This window comes from bacterium (assembly GCA_016702305.1).
GTDB lineage: Bacteria > Electryoneota > RPQS01 > RPQS01 > RPQS01 > JABWCQ01.
Genome location: JADJEH010000017.1, coordinates 466,670 through 482,051, shown reverse-complemented (window position 1 = coordinate 482,051; position 15,382 = coordinate 466,670). Strand labels below are relative to the sequence as shown.

The following is a 15,382-nucleotide window of genomic DNA, read 5'->3' as shown; positions in this document are numbered from 1 at the left end:
CGCGGGCGGATTGCCATCCGCCCCCACATTATTTTTTCCCCACAAAATGCACGCTGCTGCCGTAGATCATTTCCGCCGCTTCCATTAGTGTTTCGTTTAGCGTGGGGTGCGGGTGGATGGAGAGGGCGACGTCTTCGGCGGTGGCACCCATTTCGATGGCGAGGACGGCTTCGCCGATACCATCGAGAGCGCGCGGCCTGAGGCGGGCCAGGGGAATTTCAAGACTTTGACTTCACGTCCGGCGGCTTTGGCCTCGTTTTCGGTCAGCCCGGCCCAGGCGATTTCGGGATCGGTGAAGACGACCGCGGGAATTGCGCGGGGTGAGAAAATGCTCTTGTTGCCTGAGAGCGACTCGACGGCGACACGCGCTTCGGCGCTGGCTTTGTGCGCGAGCATCGGCTGTCCGGCGCAATCGCCGATGGCCCAGATATTCGGATCGTGCGTGCGGCGTGCGGCGTCTATTTCGACGAAGCCGTCTTTTCCGACTTTTACGCGCGTGTGTTCCAAGCCGAGGTTCTCGACGTTTGGCTTGCGGCCGATTGAGACGAGCACTTTGTCGAAGCGCTCTTCGGCGGTGTGTTTGCCTTCGAATTTCACAGTCACACCTGTTTTGTCGGCGGTCACGGCCGCGACTTTCGTGCTCGTGTGAATCGCTTCGAACTCTTTGGTCAAGCGCTGCACGAGATAGCGCGCGAGATCGGCGTCTGCACCGGCGAGCAGGGTGTCGAGCATTTCGACGACGACGACTTTGGAACCGAGCGCGCTATAGACCGAGCCGAGTTCGAGTCCGATGTAACCGCCGCCGATGACGAGCAGGCGATTCGGGATTTCGGGGCAAGTCGAGCGCGGCCCGCGAGTGCCAGAGGTGCGGTGAGTCGTTGGGGAAGCTGGGGATTTGCGCTGCGCGGAGCCGCTGGCCAGAATGCATTTTTGGAATTCGACGCGCTCTGTGCCGCCTTTGACCAACTCGACTTCAATGGCGTTGGACGAGACGAATTTTCCGCGGCCTTGCACGTATTTTATCTTGCGCTGCTTGGTCAACTGGCCGAGGCCGCCGGTGAGTTTGGTCACGACGGAGGATTTGAAGGCGCGCAATTTGTCAAGATCAATTTTCGGTGCGTCGAAGGTCACGCCGTGCGCGGCGGCGTCGCGTGCATCGGTGATGAGCTTGGCGGTGCGCAACAGCGCTTGGAGGGAATGCAGCCGCGATAAAGACACACGCCGCCGGGGTTGGCTTCGAGGTCAATCAGGGTGACATCGTGGCCATGGTCGGCGGCATGAAATGCGGCAGCGTAGCCTCCGGGGCCCGCGCCAAGAACGGTGACTTGAAGTTTATCGGACATGGGGGGGGGGGGGGGGCCGGGGGGGGTGCGGGGGGGGGGGCAGCTGCCCGGGGGGGAGGGGCGAGGGGCCGGGGGGGGGGGGGGGGGGGGAGGGGGGGGGGGGCGGGGGGGGGGGGGGCCGGGCGGCGGGGGGGGGGAGGGGGGGGGCGGCCCGGGCCGGGGGGCGCCGGGAGGCGCGGGGGGGGGGGCCGCGGCGCCCCGGCGGGGGCCGGGGGGGGGGGGGGGCAGGGGGGCCGGCCGGCCCCCCTGGGGGGCCCGCCCCGGGGGGGCCGGGGGGGGGGGGGGGGGGGGGGGGGGGGGGGGGGCCGGCGGGGGGGGGGCCCGCCCTGGTTCCCCCCCGGGGGGGGGGGGGGGGGGGGGAGCGGGGGAGATTATCCTTCCACGCTGAGCACGAACGGTTCTTCTACGGCTTGGCAGATCCATCTTAGGAATCTAGCGGCGTCGGCACCGTCAATCAGGCGGTGATCATACGACAGCGCGAGCGGCATGATGCGGCGCGGCGCGAACTCTTTGCCATTCCAGACAGGCTTCATCACCGCACGCGAGACACCGAGAATGGCGGCGTCGGGCTGGTTGACAATGGGTGTGAAGTTCGTGCCGCCAATGCCGCCTAAATTGGAAATCGTGAACACGCTGCCCTGCATCTCGTCGAGCGAGAGTTTGCGTTCGCGCGCGCGTTCAGCAGATTGGGTCAGCTCGACGGAAATCTGTACGAGGTTTTTCTGGTCCACGTCACGAATCACAGGCACCAACAGGCCGCGCTCGGTGTCCACCGCAACGCCGATGTGATAGTAGTCCTTGAAGACGACTTCTTCGCTGTTGAAATCGAGACTGCCGCGGAACTGTGGGAAGACTTTTAGCGCGGCGGCGGAAATTTTCAAGAGAATCGCGGTCATCGTCAGCGCGCCGCCGGCTTTTTCGGCAGCGGGCGCAAACTTTTTGCGCAAGACTTAGCTGTGTCACATCGGCTTCATCGAACTGCGTGACCTGCGGGCCGGTGCTCCAGTCGCGCGCGAGTTTTTGCGCGGTGGCACGGCGCACATTCGACATCGGCTCGCGATGCGTAGCGCCCCACTTGTTGAAATCGGGTAACGGCTGCGGGCCGATTGCACCGACTGTAGTACCTCCACCGCTTGGCACTTTCGCCGACGTGCGCACGAACAGCTTCACATCGTCAATCAAGATGCGACCGCGTGGGCCGGTGCCGCTGACTTGACCCAAACCACTCGAGTTCGCGCGCGAATCTGCGCACGGAAGGTCCAGCGGGAAGAGATGCGGTCGTCTTGATGATGGCCATTGGAGGTGGCGACGGACGCGGGCACGACGGGAGCCGCAACTGCTTTGGGCGCGACCATCGGTTCGGGCTTGCGCTCCGGTGCGGGAGCGGCCGCAGGTTTGGGCGTTTCGATTACGGCCGATGCCCCGCCTTCGATTTCCATCACAACCTGATCAATGGCGACCTTGTCACCTTGCTTGACCAGAATTTTGCGGATGGTTCCGGCGACATCGGACGGCACTTCGACGACCGCCTTGTCGGTTTCGAGTTCAAACAGCGCTTGGTCCTTGGCAACGGTGTCGCCTTCCTTGACCAGCAGCTTGACGACATCACCTTTGGTGATGCCGTCTCCGAGAAATGGTATTTTGAAATTTGGCATGGTGGGTGATGTTTGATGTGTAGACAAGAATCAGCAATCAACGCAAGTCTAACTCTAAGTTCCCGTCGCTGCGAAGCCTCCACTGATCGACATCTACTTTCTCGGCAATTTTCTCAAGTTCTGTTAAAATGGTCTGATTCTCGGGGGTTATGCCATTCTTCAAGAGGGGCATAATATGCAATATGATTTCGTCTGTTGTTGGCGATCTTTTCTCGGCTTCGCTTCGCTTTAGATAGGAGATCAAGAAGTACTTAATTCTTACTTCAAGTGGAAGTTGCGCCTTGAATTTTCGTTCACGTTTAATGTGAAACTGTTGACTTGTTTCGTCATAGTCGAAATTATCAAACAAGAGTGGCGTGAGATCGCGGTATTCCTTGCTCAAGATGTCGAGAAAGCCAAATTCCAAACCTTTTATGATTAGTTCGTCATTTATCTGCTCGAGTTTTGCTCCACCTTTGCTGGCAATCACGGACTCTATTGTCTCGATAATCAGACTGTATACACTTGTCCCGTGTACCAGCTTCTCGACTCTCTTTGGGTTCTTGATCTTCTTGAAGTTTATTATCAGCTGACCTGAAAGCACGGAGAAAGGGTGTTGCCTCTTCTTGAAGCTATGAGCGCCATTGCTTTGAACTACGCAACCCGCATACTCAAATCCGGCCGCCTCGGCAGTCTGAACAATGAAATGCCAGTACTTTGGGTCTTTGTGAGCAAAAACGAAACTCATCCATCTGTTGTACTTGGAGCACTCGATACATCCCCGGCAATCGCCTTCCCTGGCGACTTGGTAATCGCTCGACTGTAGCCCCCTGACCCGCCCTTCTATCGTCCCGTTCAGGAAATCGGTCCCCGGTCGTTTCCAGCCCAAGCCAAGAATTCCACATTATGGACAGATCGAGGTAGTGGATCTTCTCGCCGTATGGCGGATCTGTATAGATATAGTCCACAGAGTCTGACTTCACAAAATCAAGTCTTGCGGCGTTTCCCTTGCGCGCATCTACTCCTGCCAATTCGTGGGATGAGACATGTGTTTGAATGTCCTTCTTAGCGGCCACAATTTTCTCAATTTTTGTACGAAAAACTTCGGCAATGTCAAGATGGACTTCCCTATTCGCGAGTCGATATCGATAGTATCGGAAGGTGCGTTATCTCCCGCCGCTATCTCCTCTGGACCCAGATGGATGATATGTTCGATTGATCTTGCTTAATGTACCAGAAAAGGCTAAAAGCAATACCTTTCTAACCTTACTATCGCGCGTTTTTGCTATCTCGTCTCTCAAAAGGGCAAGTTCTGCGAGTTGCCTCTCTGTAAAGAGATCCTGTATAACACTTACGTCGGCAGTGGGCGGGAGCAGAACATCGCGAGGATACCACAGGATTTCAAGAAGCTTCTTGATCTGGCTCTTTGACTTTGGCCGTCTTTTCCCAAACGATTCAAAGACCTTGGTTGCACGTGCGGTGATTTTGCTTATCGGCGCATCTGCTAAGAGCGACTCAACCAAGAACACCGACAGAGGGTTGATATCGACATGAATACTTACGCTTCCAAGACCAGTGCTTCGACAGCTGTAACTCCGCTTCCTCCAAAAGGGTCGAGCACGACGTCTCCTGGCCGTGAAAAAGTTTCGAATGTACTCCTGTACCACATTCCATGCCTGCTTTGTGAAACATCCGTGTACTCCGGAAATGCCTTCTCGCTTGCTGTTTTCGCACGGCAATTTCTTGTAGCAAAGGCCTTGCAAGATAGAATGAGTCTTCAGTTGAATTGCTTTGCAGCGCGACTGGCTGAACTTCGGGTGCCTCTTCCATCTCGTCCCTTGGCGATAGAATAGAGGTCAGCTTGTCCCAATTCTCGCGAAGGTCGGACAGATGAAAAAACAAGGCCGGATTCGTGTCGGTTGTTCGATAAATTGCGATTTCTCTTCCATTGCATAACCCATAAACACCAACATGTATTTCTGGGTGAATTGCATAGAAGTAGGCTTGCTGACGATGTTCTCCGTCGCCGATTTGCTCATTTGGAGCTTTCGCATCAAGTAGCGCGACAAACTTCCCATTTCTCTCAAATAGGTAATCAGGCGTAGATTGAAGTTGTCGCTTTCTAGCCCCAACCTTTACATACGGGTGATCAAATGTCTTGTTCCGTATTACCCTGTTCGGTTTCTTGTTAGAGAAACCGAGAGCGTGAATAAGGGGCATGCACACGTCTTCACGGACAGCATCTTCCTAGTAGTCCGGATCGTCCAGATCGGCAAAATCAAACGTCTTCAAAGGGTCGGTGAATGTCTGCTTCATTTGCTTTTTTCGTGAAATCTTGCGGCGATGTCCGCCAGGAATGCTCAGACTAACTACCGTTCTCTCAGAGAGATCCTTCAGGCGCGGCGGCCTTCAGGATGACAATGCGCGTGACGTTTATTTTCCTCTTTGGGGGATTTTGCCCAGCAAGCTGGGCGCTACAGCGGGTGCGCAGCGCATTTCCGCTTGACCCCCCTTTTGTCCCCCCGGAGGACCGGGGGGAAGGCAGAATCAGCTCACCCACGGGTCGAGCTTCTCTGAATTGATGTCGAAGTCTTTGACGTGCTGGGCTACGACTTCGGGTTTGAGTTTGCCTTGGGCGGCGAGCTTGTGCAGCGCGGCCAGCACGATGTAGGGTGCGGAGACTTCGAAGTGGTCGCGGAGTGCTTCGCGGCTTTCGCTTCTGCCGTAGCCGTCGGTGCCGAGCGAGTGGAATTCACCGGGGACCCAACTGCGCACCAAGTCAGGCATCGTCTTCATGAAATCGGACGCCGCGATCGTCACGTCCGCCGCGCCCTTCATGGCCTGTGTGATAAACGGGACCTTGGGCGGCGCCGTCGGATTGAGCATGTTGTAGCGGTCGCAGTTCAGCGCCTCGCTGTAGAGATTCTTGTACGAGGTGACGCTGTACACATCCGCCGCCACGCCGTATTTCTCGGCGAGCAGCTTCTGCGCTTCCAACACGCCGAGCATGATCGAGCCTGAGCCGAACAGATTGACGCGCAGCTTGGCCTTCTTGTCGTCGTTCTTCTTATAGAGGTAGATGCCCTTCAGGACGCCTGCTTCGACGCCCTTGGGCATGGCGGGATGCGCGTAGTTTTCATTCTGAATGGTCAGGTAGTAGAAGACGTCTTCCTGATCCAGATACATCCGTTTCATGCCGTCCTGAATGATCAGCGCGAGTTCGTAGCTAAACGACGGGTCGTAGGTCAGCAGGTTTGGGGTGGGCAGGGTGAGGACGTGGCTGTGGCCGTCTTCGTGCTGGAGGCCTTCGCCGTTCAGAGTTGTGCGTCCGGCGGTGGCGCCCATCATGAAACCCTTGCAGCGCGCATCGCCGGCGGCCCAGATCAAGTCGCCGATCCGCTGCGGCCCGAACATCGAATAGAAGGTGAAGAACGGGATCATGTTGAGCCCGTGATTCGCATAGGCCGTTCCCGCCGCGATAAAACTTGACATCGAGCCGGCTTCGGTGATGCCCTCTTCGAGAATCTGGCCGTCCTTCGCTTCTTTATAGTATAACAGCGACGCGCGGTCCACCGGTTCGTAGTTCTGACCGATGGAGGAGTAGATGCCGATTTGGCGGAACAGCGCCTCCATACCGAACGTGCGCGCCTCGTCGGGGACGATGGGCACAATCAGCTTGCTCCACTGTTCGTCCTGAGCAGCTTGGCGAGGATGCGCACGAAGATCATGGTGGTGCTCATCTCGCGGTCGCCCGAACTTTCGTGGAATTCCTTCCAGAACTCCTCAACCGGCGGCGCGAGCGGCTCGACCTTGACGACGCGCGCGGGGACGAATCCGCCCATCTGTTCGCGGCGCTCCCTGATGTACTTCATCTCGGGGCTGTCCTGCGGCGGCTTGTAGAACGGCGTCGCGGCAATGGCTTCGTCGGAGATGGGAATCCCGAACCGCGTGCGGAAATGGCGCAGTTCGTCGTCGTTCAATTTCTTCTGCTGGTGCGTGATGTTGCGGCCTTCGCCCGCTTCGCCCAAGCCGTAGCCCTTGACTGTTTTGGCCAGAATCACAGTCGGCTGGCCCTTGTGATCCACGGCGGCCTTGTACGCGGCATAGACCTTTTCCGGGTCGTGTCCGCCGCGGCGCATCTTGGCGAGCTGCTCATCGGACAGATGGTCCACCATGCGCAGGAGATCAGGGTCATTGCCGAAGAAGTGCTCACGGATATAGGCCCCGACTCGACCGTGTACTTCTGGAAGTCGCCGTCCAGCGCTTCACCCATCCGCTTGACGAGCTTGCCGCTCGTGTCTTCGGAGAGCAGGAAGTCCCAGTCATTTCCCCAGATCAGCTTGATGACGTTCCAGCCGGCACCGCGGAAGATCGTCTCCAATTCCTGGATGATCTTGCCGTTGCCGCGCACCGGCCCGTCGAGTCGCTGCAGGTTGCAGTTGACGACGAAGATCAGGTTGTCGAGCTTTTCGCGTCCGGCCAAACCGATGGCGCCGAGTGCTTCCGGTTCGTCGGTTTCGCCGTCGCCGAGGAAGGCCCAGACGTGCGCATCCTGCTTGGGTTTGAGGCTGCGATTTTCCAGATAGCGGTTGAAGCGCGCCTGATAGATGGCGGTGATGGGGCCTAATCCCATGGAGACTGTGGGAAATTGCCAGAAGTTCGGCATGAGCCACGGGTGCGGATAGGAGCTCAGGCCGCCTTCGGGGCGCAGTTCGTGCCGGAAGTTGCGCAGCTGCTCGATCGAAAGCCGACCTTCGAGGAACGCGCGCGCATAGATGCCGGGCGACGCGTGCCCCTGAAAGTAGATCATGTCGGCGCCGTCCGGGTGCTCGGGTCCGCGGAAGAAGTGGTTGAAGCCGATCTCGAACAGCGTCGCTACAGACGCATAGGTCGAAATATGGCCGCCGATGCCCTCCTCGGCGCGGTTGGCGCGCACGACCATGGCCATGGCATTCCAGCGGATAATACTCTTGATGCGGCGCTCGGTCTCGCGGTGCCCGGGGAAGGCCGATTGCTTGTCGGCGGGAATCGTATTGACGTAGGGTGTGGTCAGCGGGAAGGGGACGGAGACGCCCTTCTTCTGGGCGTGGATCTGCAGCCACGACAGCAGCGCTTGAATGCGCTCGGGGCCGCCGGTCTCGAATTCGTAGTCGAGGGCTTCGATCCACTCGCGGATTTCGACATCTTCGGGGAGCGCCTCGCCGCGATATGGGTTATAGGCCGATCCATCGTGGATATTTTCCAGCGACAGCTTCGGCTCGGTGTGCGTTTCTGAACTCATGTTAGGTCCTTTCCTGTCGTGAGCCTCCGGCCGGGGCACCCCCGGGCGGGATCTAATTTCTGTTTTTGCTCAACCCTAAATATACCCATTTCCCCTTGGAAACTCAAACCGGACGGCTCCGGGCGAATTATGGCTAAACGATGAAGCCGCGCGGCAGATCCATGGCCCATCCGCCATGCTTCATCCCATCCGCCTGCTGCGCGCTGCATTCATCCTTCATCATTCGTCTTTCTCCCTACAGAGGAGGCGTTCTTGGTCAACTTTTTCGTTGTCGCCCCAGCGGGATGCCCGTGACGGATGCTTTTCGCAGTGTGCGCGTGCCATAGGGGAATGCCCGTGCGTGCCCGATCATCGCGGCAGACGACTGTTCAGGCAAGGCACCGCGCCACGGCATCGCGTGCGCACGCGCCGTTGCAGGGCGTGGTCTCAACTTACTCTGTTTCAATGACTTCTCGCCTCATGGCTTGGCGTGTTGCGCAAGGCGTGCTGCGGCAGGGCGTGCTCTGATCCGCATCTTCACGCAGCGTCTTTCGCGGGAAGTGCGTGCGTCTAATGCGCAGCGCAGACGGTGTTGCAACACTGTGGCGGCCGGTTTTGTCTATAGGGAAACGGTGCTCGCCCCCTCTTGACAAAATTCTCGAAGAGAGTATATTTGCGAATACGGATGTGCGCGTTTGATTAGCGCACCCGCCGTGCTCCTTTGTTTCAGCTGACGAGTGCTCGTGACTCGGGCTTTTCGCATAGATTTCGGGCCGCCGCACGGCCCGCACATCCGGGGACCAGCAGCCCCTGTTTGCTGACAGATAACGACAACAGACTGCACGATAATCCCTGTTCAAGGAAACCAACCCCAAAGGAGTTACTCCCATGCCGACGAAGAAGAAGGCTACCGCCAAGAAGGCGACGAAGAAGAAAGCGACTGCCAAGAAGGCCGCGCCGAAGAAGGCCACCAAGAAGAAAGCGACCGCCAAGAAGGCCGCCCCGAAGAAGGCGACCGCCAAGAAGGCCGCCCCGAAGAAGGTTGCCAAGAAGGCCGCGCCGAAGAAGGCCACCAAGAAGAAAGCCGCTGCCAAGCGTAAGCCCAATGCCGCGTTCATGGCTCCGATGCAGCCGTCGGCCACGCTGGGCGCCGTGATTGGCGACAAGGCGATGCCGCGCACCGATGTGACCAAGAAGATTTGGGACTACATCAAGAAGAACGGCCTGCAGGACAAGGCGAACCGCCGTATGATCAATGCCGACGAGAAGCTGATGAAGCTGTTCGGCAAGAAGCAGGTTTCGATGTTCGAGATGACCAAGCTGGTCAGCAAGCACCTCAGCGCCGCCAAGTAACCAGCGCCAGCGTGGACGCTGGACCCGGTTTCCGCTGGCGTGGTGGCCGGTAAGATAGTGGCTGGATAAAAGAAGGCCCCGTAGCTCGTGCTGCGGGGCTTCTGTTTGCCCGCCGTTGTCCGGGGCGATACCGAAACGGTTTCCCGCGGCGGCAACCGCTACGGGTGCCCCGAAGCCGCGAGAAACACAAAGCGGCGACTCCCGCTGAGCCGCCGCTGTTCATATTTCAGGTTTCAAACGTCGGACTTATTGTACCGCCGTGCCTTCGGGATCGGCGCTGACGGGGGTACTTTCGTGATCCGTGGCCACGACGCTGATTTCGTAACTTTCGCCGTTATTGACCGGGGTATAGGTGAACGACGAGAAGTTCTGGCCGTCGGGTAGGATCATATAGTCATTGCCGGACGGGTCAATCAGGGCTGCGGCGATGGCGGCCACGCTGCCGAATCCTTGGTCGGGGTATGCGCCGTAATCCACTTCGTAGACGGCCAGCGCCTTGCGGAAGTGATCTACGTCAGCGACGGCAGCCACGACGTGTGCGCGGTCCTGGGAGGCCAGGAAACGCGGCACAGCGATAGTCGCGATGATGCCGAGGACGACGATCACGACCAGCAGCTCGACCAGGGTAAATCCGCGTTGTTTTTGCATGATCCGGGCTCCTTTGCTTCGGTTCATACTACTGCAACGCAGGGGCCAATTTCCGGAGATTGTTTTTATTGTGGTTAACTTGTTCCTCTGTCGCTGACGGGTGGTGATAGCGGGGATTCTGCAAGGGCAGATTGCGAGGTGGCACGATCGCGTCGCGTGAATGCCTATAAATTATTGTGTTAGTTGTCTTTGTGTTCTCGACTGCGGGTCAGTTTTGGGTGGTTTTGGGGTACAAGCGGGATTTGGCTCATTGCGCCGCAGGATTGGATTAAAAGGTTGAAAATCGGTATCTTTATCGGATTTGGGTTGAATCGCGATGAACGAAATTTTCTTTCGGAAGTCTCTTCAATATCGCGACAGCAGTCACGTCAGCGACTTTTGAAAATCAGCATTCTCAAGGAGACCCCACAAACCATACTCTTTGCAGGCAAAGCCTGCTCCGGTAGCTACCGGTAAGTAATGGCGGACAGCGAGCCGCCGCTTGGATTCGGCATGGCGCGGACAGTGAGCCGCACCGAAATTTTTCACGGTTAGTAACACAAGGAGTACGATCATGACTCTCGGACAGCAAGTTAAGCTGTGGCACCTGGCCACGCAAACGTCTTTCTGCCACTGGTGGGCGCGCGGTTATCACTACGTCGAAGTTCCTTCGATGGTGCGCGCGTCAGGCGCCTGCGAATTTGTGGATTCTCTGATGGAAGCGTCGCTCGATTCGAGTCTGAATTGGGCCGCGCAGCCGGTCTTTCTGAAGCAAACCGGCCAGTTGCACCTTGAAGGCGCATTGGGTTTGTTCCCCAAGACCTTCACGGTGGGCCGCAGCTTCCGTGGCGAGCGTCACAATCCTTCCGACGGCCGCCACTGCATGGAGTTCAGCCTGCATGAAATCGAATTCACGGGCGAGCAGAACGAACTCTACGGCGCGCTGTTGCATGAGATTCAAGGCTTTGTGCAGTCGTTGGCCTCGAATATTTCGGCCAACGCGCACGACCTCGGCATTTCCAAGACGCACGAGCAGAAGCTGCACAAGTGGGCGACCACGCCGTTCGCCAAGTTGACCTACGACGAAGCCATCGCGATTCTGCAGAAGAGCGGTGAGCAGATTCAGTGGGGAATGGACTTCACGCACTGGCAGGAACTCAAGCTCGCCGACATGTACGGCCCGGTGTTTCTGACGAAGTTCCCCGATCCGATGTGGGACCATCCGGAACTTGAAGGCCGCGAACTGCGGGTGATCAAGTTCTTCAACATGTTCCCCGATGGTAAGGGCCGGATTGACAGCGCGGATTTGATTTTGCCCGGCAGCGGTGAAAGCGTCGGCGCGGCGGTGCGGCTGCATTTGCTCGATCTTTTGAAGGAGCGCCTGACCAATTCGCTGATGTTTGAGCATCTTGTGTCGCGCCGCTTTGAGTGGTTTGCGCGCGCGGGAAAGAATGTCACCGAAGGCGAAGTTGAAGCCTCGGTGCTGGCCGACTTTGCGCCCTATATCGAGCAGGTTTCTTCGCACGCGCTGCCGCATGCGGGCTGCGGCTTCGGCATGAATCGCATCCTGCAATCGCTGGTGGGCAAGGCCACGATTGAAGAGATTGACGCTTTCCCGGTGACGTTCGCGAACTTCCAGCACGTGACGACGGTCGCCGAAATGGAAGCGGCGCGCGAAGGGATTCTCGCGGAAGCGTAGGCCGTTTAAACAACGGTGAAGATTGCGCTGCGCGGCGGAGCCATAGTATGTGCTCCGCCGCGCAGCGGGTATATTCAGATACAGGGGAGACCACTTGTTTATCGGGCATTACGGCATTGCTCTGGCGGCCAAGCGTGTGGAACCGACGCTTTCGCTCGGGTGGCTGTTTGTGGCATCGCAGTTCGTAGATATTTTGTGGACGCTGTTTATTCTGGTTGGGCTTGAGCGTGTGGAGATCCATCCGGGGCACACGGCGGCCAGTCCGCTGAATTTCGTTTCGTATCCGTATTCACATAGCTTGCTGATGGCGATCGTTTGGGGCGCGGTCGTTTATGGCGTTGCCCGGTTTTTGTGGAATGCCCGCGCGGCGCTGGTGTTGGGCGCGGTGACGATCTCGCATTGGTTTCTCGATGTGCCAGTGCATTTACCGGATTTGCCGCTGGCGTTCGGCGATTCGCCGATGGTGGGGCTGGGGTTGTGGCAGAGTACGATTGCAACGGTCGCTATCGAGAGCGCTTTTCTGCTCGGCGGTCTGTGGGTCTATCTGAAATCCACGAAGCCCGACGGCCAGCGCGGCAAATGGGGCATCCTCGCGCTGTGTTTGTTTTTGCTCGCGACGTTTGCCATGACAACTTTCTCCGGTCAAGCTCCGCCGGACACGACGGCTTTGGCAGGCACAGGGTTGGTGATGTATGTGGTGTTTAGTGCTCTGGCGGGTTGGTTGGATAGGAGGAGGGTGGCGGTTTGATGCGCTGGGTGTTGTGTGCTCTTCTGCTCGTCGGATGCACGAGTGGATCGCGACTTATTCAGTTAGAAGAGGGTCGCGGTACAAATTCGACGATGCGACTCGAAATCGCTGCCATCCCAAACCACAGCGACGAGCCGCCTTTTCTTAACGGCTGGCCGACACATGATTGCATCGCGTTCGAAGGTGATTCGCTGACGCCGTGGTTCAGCCCGTTGGAAGCGCACGCACGTGCGCTCGACATCAAGAAATACCGCGCGATTTTTCACGGCGCGGAACGTAAAGAGTTTGACAAGCGGCTGGCGGATTTGAAAGCTGCGTTAAATGGCGACATTCTACGCATTCCGGAAATCCTGCCCGCAGTTGAAGCATATCCGGCTTTCAACGTGAACATCGCGGCGGTGTGCGGTGACGGCTGGAAGGGTATTCGCAATGTCACCATGTATGTGCAGGACAATTGCCTGGTTGAGAACGGGCGGCTGTTCTATTCTTTGCAGGGATTGTCCGACGACGAGCGTTATTGGATTGCGGGCTATTGGCCGGTGGAAGCGGAGAGCTTGGATTTCGTGAGCCACGATCTCGCGGCAGGCCAGATTGACACGCTGAGTTCGTATTCACTTTATCACGATTACCTGTTGGAAAAGCTGGACTATCTCGAACGGGCGAAGTATGAACCGGCGTTGGATGACGTGGATGACTCATTCGGCGCTTTAAGTATTCGGGATAAACACGATTGATCCTCGCTCGGGGTACGGCGAGCAATCATAAACGAAGAATCTCATGTCCGACACACTATTCGAAAGCAATGTGAGCAAAGATTACGGTGCATCTGCAATTCAGGTGCTTAAGGGATTAGAGGCCGTGCGCAAGCGCCCCGCCATGTATATCGGCGACGTGGGCGTGCGCGGTCTGCACCATTTGGTCTATGAAGTCGTGGACAACTCGGTGGACGAGGCCATGGCCGGGCATTGCACGGAAATCGAGATGATCGTCAACACCGACGGCTCGGTGACCGTGCGCGACAACGGCCGCGGTATTCCCGTCGAGATGCACCCGACCGAAAAGAAGTCCTCGCTGGAAGTGGTGATGACCGTGCTCCACGCGGGCGGTAAGTTCGACAAGGACTCCTACAAAGTCTCGGGCGGTCTGCACGGCGTGGGCGTGTCGGTCGTGAACGCGCTCTCCGAGTGGTTGAAGGTCGAAATCGTCCGCGAAGGCGTGCGCTATCAGCAGAGCTATGCGCGCGGCGTGCCAACCTCGAAAGTGGACGAGATGGGCAAGGCGCGGGGGCGCGGCACGACGGTAACGTTCATGCCGGACCCGCAGATGTTCAAGAACAACGAGTTCAACTTCGGCACCCTGCTCGAACGGCTGCGCGAACTGGCGTACCTCAATCGCGGCCTGCGCATCATCGCCGAAGACAAGCGCGATGGCGCCAAAGAGACGCTCGAATTCAAGGGCGGCATCGCCGAATTCGTGAAGTATCTCGACGAAAATCGCAACCCGCTGCAATCGAAGCCGATCTATTTCGCCACGGACCGCGACGGCGTGCCGATTGAGATTGCGCTGCAATACAACGACGGCTATACCGACAATATCGTCACATACGTCAACAACATTCACACGATCGAGGGCGGCACGCATCTGGTCGGCTTCAAGGCCGCGCTGACGCGCACGCTCAACAACTACGCCGCCAAGAACAAGCTCTTCAAGAACGACAAGATGAGCCTGTCCGGTGACGACGTGCGTGAAGGTCTGACGGCGGTGATCTCGGTGCGTGTGCAGGAGCCGCAGTTTGAAGGTCAGACGAAATCCAAGCTCGGCAACAGCGAAGTCAAAGGCATCGTCGAGCAGGCGGTGAACGACAAGCTCGCGGAATATTTCGAGGAGCATCCGCACGACGCCAAGAAGATCGTGGAGAAGTCCATTCTGGCGGCGCGGGCCCGCGATGCGGCGCGCAAGGCGCGTGATTTAACGCGCCGCAAGACTGCGCTCGAGTCGGGTTCGCTGCCCGGCAAGCTGGCCGACTGCTCGACGAAGGACATAGACAAGTCGGAGCTCTACATTGTCGAAGGTGACTCGGCCGGTGGATCCGCCAAGCAGGGCCGCAACCGCGAGTTTCAGGCGATTCTGCCCCTGCGCGGCAAGGTCATCAACGTCGAGAAGGCGCGGCTCGACAAGATTTTGGCCAACGAGGAATTGCGCACGCTGATCACGGCCATCGGCGCGGGCATCGCGACCGAGGAGGATTTCGACATCACGCGCTGCCGCTACGGCAAGATCATCATCATGACCGACGCCGACGTGGACGGCCAGCACATTCGCACGCTGCTGTTGACGTTCTTCTTCCGCTACCAGCGGCCGTTAATTGAGCACGGCAAGATGTTCATTGCGCAGCCGCCGCTCTACGGCATTTCAAAGGGGAAGAAGAAGCGCTACGCCATGGACGAGGTTGAGCGCGACGCGATTATCCAGAAGGAATTCGGCGGTTCGCAGCAGGGCGTGATGGTGCAGCGCTATAAGGGGCTCGGTGAAATGAATCCCGATCAGCTCTGGGAAACCACGATGGATCCTGACCACCGCACGCTGCTCTGCGTGACGCTCGAAGACGCCGCCGCCGCCGACCACACGTTTTCGATGCTGATGGGCGACGCGGTCGAACCGCGCCGCGAGTTCATCGAGAAGAACGCGAAGTACGCGACGGCGATTGATGCGTAGGAA

The 15,382-nt window shown here is 58.1% G+C and carries 8 protein-coding genes and 3 pseudogenes; 5 read left to right on the top strand and 6 right to left on the bottom strand.

Annotation, left to right across the window (positions count from 1 at the left end):
• Window positions 1-28: 28 nt before the first annotated feature.
• The 5 genes and pseudogenes from IPH10_13355 to aceE form a co-directional block, all read right to left on the bottom strand.
• Window positions 29-1,343: pseudogene (locus IPH10_13355) on the bottom strand (dihydrolipoyl dehydrogenase).
• Window positions 1,344-1,714: 371 nt separating this feature from the next.
• Window positions 1,715-2,998 (bottom strand): annotated as a pseudogene (locus tag IPH10_13350) (2-oxo acid dehydrogenase subunit E2).
• Between the two features lie 37 nt (window positions 2,999-3,035).
• Window positions 3,036-3,866, bottom strand: coding sequence for a hypothetical protein (locus IPH10_13345; protein MBK6911891.1), 831 nt, complete (start codon window positions 3,864-3,866; stop codon window positions 3,036-3,038).
• A 626-nt stretch (window positions 3,867-4,492) separates the two neighbouring features.
• Window positions 4,493-5,197 carry a hypothetical protein gene (locus IPH10_13340; GenBank protein MBK6911890.1) on the bottom strand — a complete coding sequence of 235 codons (705 nt, stop codon included), beginning with the start codon at window positions 5,195-5,197 and terminating at the stop codon, window positions 4,493-4,495.
• A 327-nt stretch (window positions 5,198-5,524) separates the two neighbouring features.
• A pseudogene (aceE, locus tag IPH10_13335) lies at window positions 5,525-8,258 on the bottom strand (pyruvate dehydrogenase (acetyl-transferring), homodimeric type).
• An 867-nt stretch (window positions 8,259-9,125) separates the two neighbouring features.
• Here aceE and IPH10_13330 point away from each other — a divergent pair.
• Window positions 9,126-9,590 carry a hypothetical protein gene (locus IPH10_13330; GenBank protein MBK6911889.1) on the top strand — a complete coding sequence of 155 codons (465 nt, stop codon included), beginning with the start codon at window positions 9,126-9,128 and terminating at the stop codon, window positions 9,588-9,590.
• A gap of 246 nt (window positions 9,591-9,836) precedes the next feature.
• On the opposite strand, the gene IPH10_13325 is transcribed toward IPH10_13330, so the two are convergent.
• On the bottom strand, window positions 9,837-10,238 hold the full coding sequence (locus tag IPH10_13325; protein MBK6911888.1) for a prepilin-type N-terminal cleavage/methylation domain-containing protein: 402 nt from the start codon (window positions 10,236-10,238) through the stop codon (window positions 9,837-9,839).
• Between the two features lie 553 nt (window positions 10,239-10,791).
• On the opposite strand from IPH10_13325, the gene IPH10_13320 reads away from it, so the two are divergent.
• The 4 genes from IPH10_13320 (at window position 10,792) to gyrB (ending at window position 15,379) form a co-directional block, all read left to right on the top strand.
• The gene (locus tag IPH10_13320) at window positions 10,792-11,916 is read left to right on the top strand and encodes a hypothetical protein (GenBank protein MBK6911887.1); all 1,125 of its coding nucleotides are present in this window, start codon (window positions 10,792-10,794) and stop codon (window positions 11,914-11,916) included.
• A 94-nt stretch (window positions 11,917-12,010) separates the two neighbouring features.
• The gene (locus IPH10_13315) at window positions 12,011-12,664 is read left to right on the top strand and encodes a hypothetical protein (GenBank protein MBK6911886.1); all 654 of its coding nucleotides are present in this window, start codon (window positions 12,011-12,013) and stop codon (window positions 12,662-12,664) included.
• Window positions 12,664-13,398 carry a hypothetical protein gene (locus IPH10_13310; protein ID MBK6911885.1) on the top strand — a complete coding sequence of 245 codons (735 nt, stop codon included), beginning with the start codon at window positions 12,664-12,666 and terminating at the stop codon, window positions 13,396-13,398. The genes IPH10_13315 and IPH10_13310 overlap by 1 nt, the downstream gene beginning before the upstream one ends.
• Before the next feature lie 43 nt (window positions 13,399-13,441).
• A complete protein-coding gene (gyrB, locus tag IPH10_13305) occupies window positions 13,442-15,379 on the top strand; it encodes a DNA topoisomerase (ATP-hydrolyzing) subunit B (protein MBK6911884.1) in 1,938 nt (645 codons plus the stop codon).
• Window positions 15,380-15,382 lie beyond the last annotated feature (3 nt).